Origin of the sequence: Roseinatronobacter alkalisoli, from assembly GCF_028745735.1 — a bacterium.
Classification (GTDB): Bacteria; Pseudomonadota; Alphaproteobacteria; order Rhodobacterales; family Rhodobacteraceae; genus Roseinatronobacter; species Roseinatronobacter alkalisoli.
Genome location: NZ_JAQZSM010000069.1, coordinates 1 through 6,117 on the forward strand (window position 1 = coordinate 1; position 6,117 = coordinate 6,117).

The 6,117-nt window shown below is 59.2% G+C and carries 5 protein-coding genes and 4 pseudogenes; 6 read left to right on the forward strand and 3 right to left on the reverse strand.

The window, feature by feature from the left end; all coding sequences use genetic code 11:
* Nucleotides 1-78: pseudogene (locus PUT78_RS22720) on the reverse strand (IS6 family transposase); the annotation flags it as partial.
* Here PUT78_RS22720 and PUT78_RS22725 point away from each other — a divergent pair.
* From PUT78_RS22725 to PUT78_RS22735, 3 genes are read left to right on the forward strand one after another with little or no spacing between them, the layout of a single operon-like run.
* Entirely contained in the window at nucleotides 77-559 is a 483-nt protein-coding gene (locus tag PUT78_RS22725; protein WP_274354516.1) for a sugar phosphate isomerase/epimerase family protein, read from the forward strand. The pseudogene PUT78_RS22720 and the gene PUT78_RS22725 overlap by 2 nt on opposite strands.
* 20 nt (nucleotides 560-579) lie before the next feature.
* Nucleotides 580-1,206, forward strand: coding sequence for a nucleoside triphosphate hydrolase (locus PUT78_RS22730; RefSeq protein ID WP_274354517.1), 627 nt, complete (start codon nucleotides 580-582; stop codon nucleotides 1,204-1,206).
* 2 nt (nucleotides 1,207-1,208) lie between these two features.
* Nucleotides 1,209-2,813, forward strand: coding sequence for an FGGY-family carbohydrate kinase (locus tag PUT78_RS22735; protein WP_274354520.1), 1,605 nt, complete (start codon nucleotides 1,209-1,211; stop codon nucleotides 2,811-2,813).
* Between the two features lie 14 nt (nucleotides 2,814-2,827).
* On the opposite strand, the pseudogene PUT78_RS22740 reads toward PUT78_RS22735, so the two are convergent.
* Nucleotides 2,828-3,481 (reverse strand): annotated as a pseudogene (locus tag PUT78_RS22740) (LLM class flavin-dependent oxidoreductase); the annotation flags it as partial.
* A gap of 62 nt (nucleotides 3,482-3,543) precedes the next feature.
* Here PUT78_RS22740 and PUT78_RS22745 point away from each other — a divergent pair.
* Together PUT78_RS22745 and PUT78_RS22750 are read left to right on the forward strand one after the other, a co-directional pair.
* Nucleotides 3,544-4,255: pseudogene (locus PUT78_RS22745) on the forward strand (IS6 family transposase).
* A gap of 40 nt (nucleotides 4,256-4,295) precedes the next feature.
* Nucleotides 4,296-4,853, forward strand: coding sequence for a hypothetical protein (locus tag PUT78_RS22750; RefSeq protein ID WP_274354518.1), 558 nt, complete (start codon nucleotides 4,296-4,298; stop codon nucleotides 4,851-4,853).
* A 649-nt stretch (nucleotides 4,854-5,502) separates the two neighbouring features.
* On the opposite strand, the gene PUT78_RS22755 is transcribed toward PUT78_RS22750, so the two are convergent.
* Complete coding sequence (locus PUT78_RS22755) at nucleotides 5,503-5,736, reverse strand: acyl carrier protein (RefSeq protein ID WP_274354519.1); 234 nt, start codon at nucleotides 5,734-5,736, stop codon at nucleotides 5,503-5,505.
* A gap of 229 nt (nucleotides 5,737-5,965) precedes the next feature.
* Between PUT78_RS22755 and PUT78_RS22760 the strand changes: the two are divergent.
* Nucleotides 5,966-6,117, forward strand: a pseudogene (locus tag PUT78_RS22760) (IS5/IS1182 family transposase); the annotation flags it as partial.

Consider the following 6,117-nt stretch of genomic DNA (forward strand, 5'->3'; position numbering starts at 1 on the left):
GGCCCAGACCGCATAAGCGACGATCTCGCGGGGGAAACGAAAACCTTTCAGGCGCGGAAGAGAGGATGGTATACTCATGACCGCACACCTACGCCAATCGCGCAGCGCAAACAACTTGGCAATGCCGTTGTTCGGGATCGAGCCGGTCAACCGCTATGAAAACCACTTGATCAACACCGGCTGGCAAGCGCGCGATATGATCGAACGGGTAGGATCGGACAATATCTTTATCCACCTTGATACTTATCACATGAATATCGAGGAAAAGGGCGCCGCGAATGGTATTCTGGATGCCCGCGATTATCTGCGATTCATCCACCTGTCCGAAAGCGACCGTGGCACGCCCGGGGAAGGCTGCTGCGCCTGGGACGAGATTTTCGCGACCCTCAAGGCGATTGATTTCAAGGGCGGGCTGGCGATGGAGAGTTTCATCAACATGCCGCCGGAGATCGGCTTTGGTCTGGCAGTCTGGCGGCCCGTTGCGAAGGATCAGGAAGAGGTCATGTCCAAGGGCCTGCCGTTCCTGCGCAACAAGGCTGCACAATATCGATTGATCTAATGCAGGGGCAGGCGATCACGATGCAGAATCTGGTGCGCCAGGCCCTGACGCTGGTGGACTGGCCTAGCCGTCGTTTTCTTGCGATTGCTGGAGCGCCGGGGTCGGGGAAAAGCACCCAGGCCGCGCAGCTTTGCGATGGTGTCAATGCGGTGGCCCCCGGCACAGCCGCGATCCTGCCGATGGATGGGTTTCACTACGATGATACTATTCTTGAGGAGATGCAGCGGCGGTCATATAAGGGGGCACCCGATACATTCGATGTCGGCGGTCTGATTTCGGTTATCACACGGTTGCGGGGGCAGGACGAGGCGGTCGCCGTGCCGGTCTTTGACCGCGATCTGGAGATTTCGCGCGGCTCTGCCCGGTTGATCACGCCAGAGGTGCCGTTGATCATTGTTGAGGGGAATTATCTGCTTTTGCAGGATCCGCCATGGTCGGGTCTGGCCCCTCTGTTCGATCTGAGCGTGATGATCGATGTGCCAGAGGCGGTGCTGGCCAGGCGTTTGCGCGCCCGCTGGGCGCATTACGCGATGAGCGGTGACGCAATCATGCGCAAGCTGGAAGACAACGACCTGCCCAATGGCCGGAACGTGCGCCAGAACAGTCGCGCCGCCGATTATGTCCTGCACCGGAATGAAGGCGATTGATGATGCAAGGTTATTTTGTCGGTGTGGATGTCGGCACAAAATCCGCCCGTGCGGGGGTTTTTGACGGCCAAGGCAAGCTTCACGGATCGGCCAGTCGACCGATTGATCTGGTCGGGTCCGATGACGGTCGCCGCGAACAATCCAGCGCGCAGATTTGGCGGGCGGTTTGCGATTGCGTGGCAGCGGCGGTTGCCTTGTCGCGGGTCGATCCGGCAGCGATCCGCGGGATCGGGTTTGATGCGACATGCTCGCTGGTGGTTTATGGCGCAGGGACGGGGGTCGGTGCCGCTGAAAGGCCCGATCTGGATGTCATTGTCTGGTCGGATCACCGCGCCATCGCGCAGGCGGACCGGATCAACGCGATGGGGCATCCGGTGCTCGATTATGTCGGCGGCACGATCTCGCCCGAGATGCAGACGCCCAAACTGCTGTGGCTGCGGGAAAACCTGCCCGAGGTTTATGGTGCGGCGGCGCATTTCTTTGATCTTGCCGATTTCCTGACCTACAAGGCCAGCGGTGCGCTGGCGCGGTCGGTTTGTACGACGACCTGTAAATGGACCTATCTGGGGCATGAAAACCGCTGGGATGACAGTTATTTTCGTCAGATCGGGCTGGATGATATCGCCGATGATGGCTTCGCCCGGATCGGGCAACAGGTAGTCGCGGCAGGCACACCCCTCGCACAGGGGCTGGTGGCTGCGGCAGCGACAGCGATGGGGCTGACGCCCGGAATTGCGGTGGGTGCGGCGCTGATCGACGCCCATGCCGGTGGTCTTGGCACGGTGGGGGCCGATCCGGGCGCGGGCGGTGCCTGTCGCACGATGGCTTATGTATTCGGCACCTCCTCCTGCACGATGACCAGCGGTGATGCCGCGCATTTCGTGCCCGGTGTCTGGGGCCCGTATCATTCCGCGATGGTGCCAGGTCTTTGGCTGAATGAGGGTGGGCAATCGGCGGCAGGGGCGGCGATGGATCACCTTGTTGCGTCTCATCCAGCGACGGCGCAGGCGATGGCGGCGGCAGAGGCCGAAAAGCAGGGGCAGACGCAATGGTTGGCGGATCGTGCGCTGGCCCTGTCACCTAATCCGTCTGCGGCGGTGAATCTGGCCGAGGGGCTGCATGTGGTGCCCGAATATGCAGGCAACCGGTCGCCCCTTGCCGATCCGTCGCGCCGCGCGGTCATTGCGGGGCTTGGGTTGCAGACGGGGGTCGACAGCCTTGTGGCGCTATATGTGGCGGGGCTATGCGGGCTGGCCTGCGGCTTACGCCAGATCATCGCAGCACAGCAGGCGGTCGGTGTCAGTGTTGATGCGATCGCGGTGTCGGGTGGGGCGGGCACGCATCCGCTGTCCTGCCAGATCATCGCCGATGTGACGGGTCTAACCGTCGCGCTGACTGAAAGCCCGGAGCCGGTGTTGCTGGGGTCGGCCATGCTGGGCGCGGTCGCTGCCGGTGCCTGTCCCGATCTGATACAGGCGATGCCACAGATGTCACGGGTCGCACGGCGGTTCACGCCGAGCCCAGCGATGCAAGCCCTGCACGCACAACGGTTTGATGCGTTCGAAAGGTTGCAGGCGGTCGGGGCGGAGCTCGGTAGCTTGGCGTAGTGTCAGCCCACTAGTTAATGCAATGCATAAGCCCGCGCGGTTCCCCTGTCGCGGGCAACAAAGATCGAACGGGCAACACGCCAACCATCGCTATTCACAGGGCGTTTGCCTAGACGACACCCCTCGACATAGTTAGGAAAATGCGTTGCAACCCATTTCGGCAGCAGGAAATTGGCAGAAATCGGTTCCCAACCACGCGCGGCCATAGCTGTAACGCCCTTTGAGAAAGGCGCCACCGCTGTGCCGACGATCGGGGGATGAGGATCCTGAAATGGCTTGAGAACGATGCCTTGTCCGATTTCAGGCAATTGCGTCTGCCCGGTCGATACTGACCAGAACTCACCCTTCAGGTCATAGGGCGGCTCACCAGCCCAGAGCGCAAGAACCATGTCGATACATTCCAGAAACATCGCGTTGCGGTCTTTTTGCAACGTGCCGAATGCCTCTGCATCTGACAAAAGCCCGCCCGGCGAGATCCCGAAATTCAGCCGCCCCTCCAGCATGTGATCAAGCATTGCCACTTCCGCAGCAACGCGCACCGGATGGCTGTTCGGCAGGTTGACCGTACCTGTTCCCAAGCGGATTTGGCGGGTCTCATAGGCAAGACTTGCCAGAAAGGCGACCGTTGATGTGATGTTCTCAGCCTTATCGGTGGAGTGCTCGCCGCAATAGGCCTCGGCAAGGCATTGCCAAGTTGTTTGCGCTGCGCGATTGGCGTAGGTGTGCGGTCATGAGTATACCATCCTCTCTTCCGCGCCTGAAAGGCTTTCGTTTCCCCCGCGAGATCGTCGCTTATGCGGTCTGGGCCTATCACAGGTTTGCGCTCAGCACGGCGGATGTTGAGGATCTTCTGGCGGAGCGGGGTGTCACTGTCAGCCGAGAAGCGATACGTCTTTGGGTCAACCGGTTTGGCGCGCATTTCGCGGCGTGCATCCGCCGGGACCGTCCCCGACCAAATGACAAATGGCATCTGGACGAGGTCGTGGTCTCGATCAACGGGGTAAAACAATGGCTCTGGCGGGCCGTCGATGCTGATGGGGACACGCTTGAAATCTTGGTTCGAGAGGCGCCGCAACGCCAAGGCGGCAAGGCGGTTCCTGAACCGGCTGATCGCGCGATTTGGTCAGCTGAGGGTCGTCATCACCGACAAGCTGCGCAGTTATATAAAGCCGATTGCGCGTCTGGCGCCCGATGCGGACCATCGCGCTCACAAAGGTATCAACAACCGGATCGAGGGTAGCCACAGGCCAACCCGAAGGCGGGAGAAGATCATGGGCCGCTTCAAGTCTCCACGCCAGGCACAGCGCTTTCTCGCCGCACATGACCAAATCAACACAATCTTCAAACCCCGCCGCTACCGACTGACAGCCACGTCCTACCGTCACGCCCGTGCAGATGCTTTCGGGTTGTGGGCCGACTATACCCGTGAAATGACCGCATAAATGCACGAGGTGCAGATCACGGCACCCAGCGGACAACAACTTGGCAATGCCCGGCGGGCCGGTCTTCAATGAGATACACCTTTATGACCTGCCTTGGCCGAAGGCGGCGCTCGAAAAGATCGAGAATGGAATCGTCACCATGAAGGTGACGCTTTCCTATTTCGTTGAGCCGAACCTGTCTGGCCGCGCGGCGACCCGTCCCGAAACCTATCGTTCATTTGGCCTTCGCTTCGCGATCAAGAAGCGATCCGACACGAAGGAACAGTTTAAGCGCCGGGTTTCGGGCCAGCAAGAGAAGGACACGCCCGGGCCGCAACAGGAAGGTGATTACTGGCTCCTCGGCTCGAACGCAGCGCAGGCGGGATCGCTGCACTGCGATCTGTGGCGCGGGCGTGCGATTGACCTCGCCTTGCATGATGCAATCGGTGTCTATCCCGTCACCGGCTGGTGGAAGACACATCCCGGGCAGAAGCGGTTCAACGACAAGGGGCGCTATGCGTTGGTGATCTCCATTTCGGCACCCGGGCACAACGTCGATATGCACTCTGAAATCAGTGCTCTCGTTGCCGCCAAGGTCGCCGCGACCGTCACCTCGTGAACATAAGCTTGACGATGTGCTATCCTTCTTGCAAGTCCCTTACCCAGCGCCCCTATAATGCCCTGGATTTGCATAGTATGGGTGGCCGCTTACAGAAATTCGACGATTGAAGGGTTGTGCAAACGTAAGACCACTCCCAGTCGGCGTGTCGATAACCCAGCACATGTTGCATCCTGCGTGATCGTCCGCAAAGAGGCTGGCTGCTGTCGCGTGCTACGCCATTCCTGAGCGACCGCTTCGACGAACCCTGCCTGAACGGTCGACCGTCGGCTTTGGGCCGGGCATGTCGTGCATGGCAGACACCTCGCGCGACTTTGCAAACTTCGCTCCCTGCCAACAGCAGCCGCTCGGGTCAACGCATGCTGCAGCTGTGGCGAACGACTGCATCTGCAAAACCAATAGATCCGATTTCGCTCTTGCCAGCTAGATAGGGGACTTGTCGCAATGCAGTTAAGAATGTGCCCTTTGTGAACAAAAATCACCCGTAAGTAGCGTTATGTTAACATTTGAAGCGCTCACCTTGGTCCTGCACGCCCCTGCACCTGGGCTGAAGCAGACCATTTGCCTAACGGAACTGTGGGCGCGGTAGCGGACGCGCGAAAAGCTTCGCGAAAAATTCATCAAGAACCGCTATTCCGTCATATGGCGATCAGACTCTCGCTCGGATGAGCTGTTCAGCATCTGCAATTGTTTGTAGCGCCTCAACATCCACATCTGCGACCTCAATATCAAATTCCCGTTCGAAGATCATAGAAATTTCCACAAGGTCCAAGCTGTTGGCAGCTAAGTCATCGGTGAAGGATGTATCAGACGTCAAATTCTCTGCATCTACGCCAAACTTTTCGGCAATGATACTTTTGATACGCAGGTCAATGTCGTCCATCTTTGCTTTCCTATATGCTCAGCGGCATGGCGCGACGAAAGCGCTCATGCTGGCTCAGGGCTATGCAACATTAATCACACAGTGTTTGGGATGCAATTCTCTCATCGCGACGTGGTAGCCGACAACGTAGGCACTCCTTCGGCACAAATTTCAAGTGCCGCCCGGCGTTGTTGCAGAACTCTGTATGCGAAGGATTCACATCGTGAATCCATGCGGTTAGAGGGGGTGCATGAGCAAGCCTACACCCGCCCGCAACCGCACGACGAACTGGTCCAGCTACACGGCTTCGCTTCGCAAGCGCGGATCGCTACTGATCTGGCTGGACAAGGAGATGACCTGGCTCGCGCCTCATGACGGCAGCCCAGGTCGCCCCGCGGTGTT

Bases quoted from the DNA above. Each gene is read 5' to 3' on its own strand.
- PUT78_RS22725 (WP_274354516.1), top strand. From the start codon at position 77: ATGACCGCACACCTACGCCAATCGCGCAGCGCAAACAACTTGGCAATG.
- PUT78_RS22730 (WP_274354517.1), top strand. From the start codon at position 580: ATGCAGAATCTGGTGCGCCAGGCCCTGACGCTGGTGGACTGGCCTAGC.
- PUT78_RS22735 (WP_274354520.1), top strand. From the start codon at position 1,209: ATGCAAGGTTATTTTGTCGGTGTGGATGTCGGCACAAAATCCGCCCGT.
- PUT78_RS22755 (WP_274354519.1), bottom strand. From the start codon at position 5,736: ATGGACGACATTGACCTGCGTATCAAAAGTATCATTGCCGAAAAGTTT.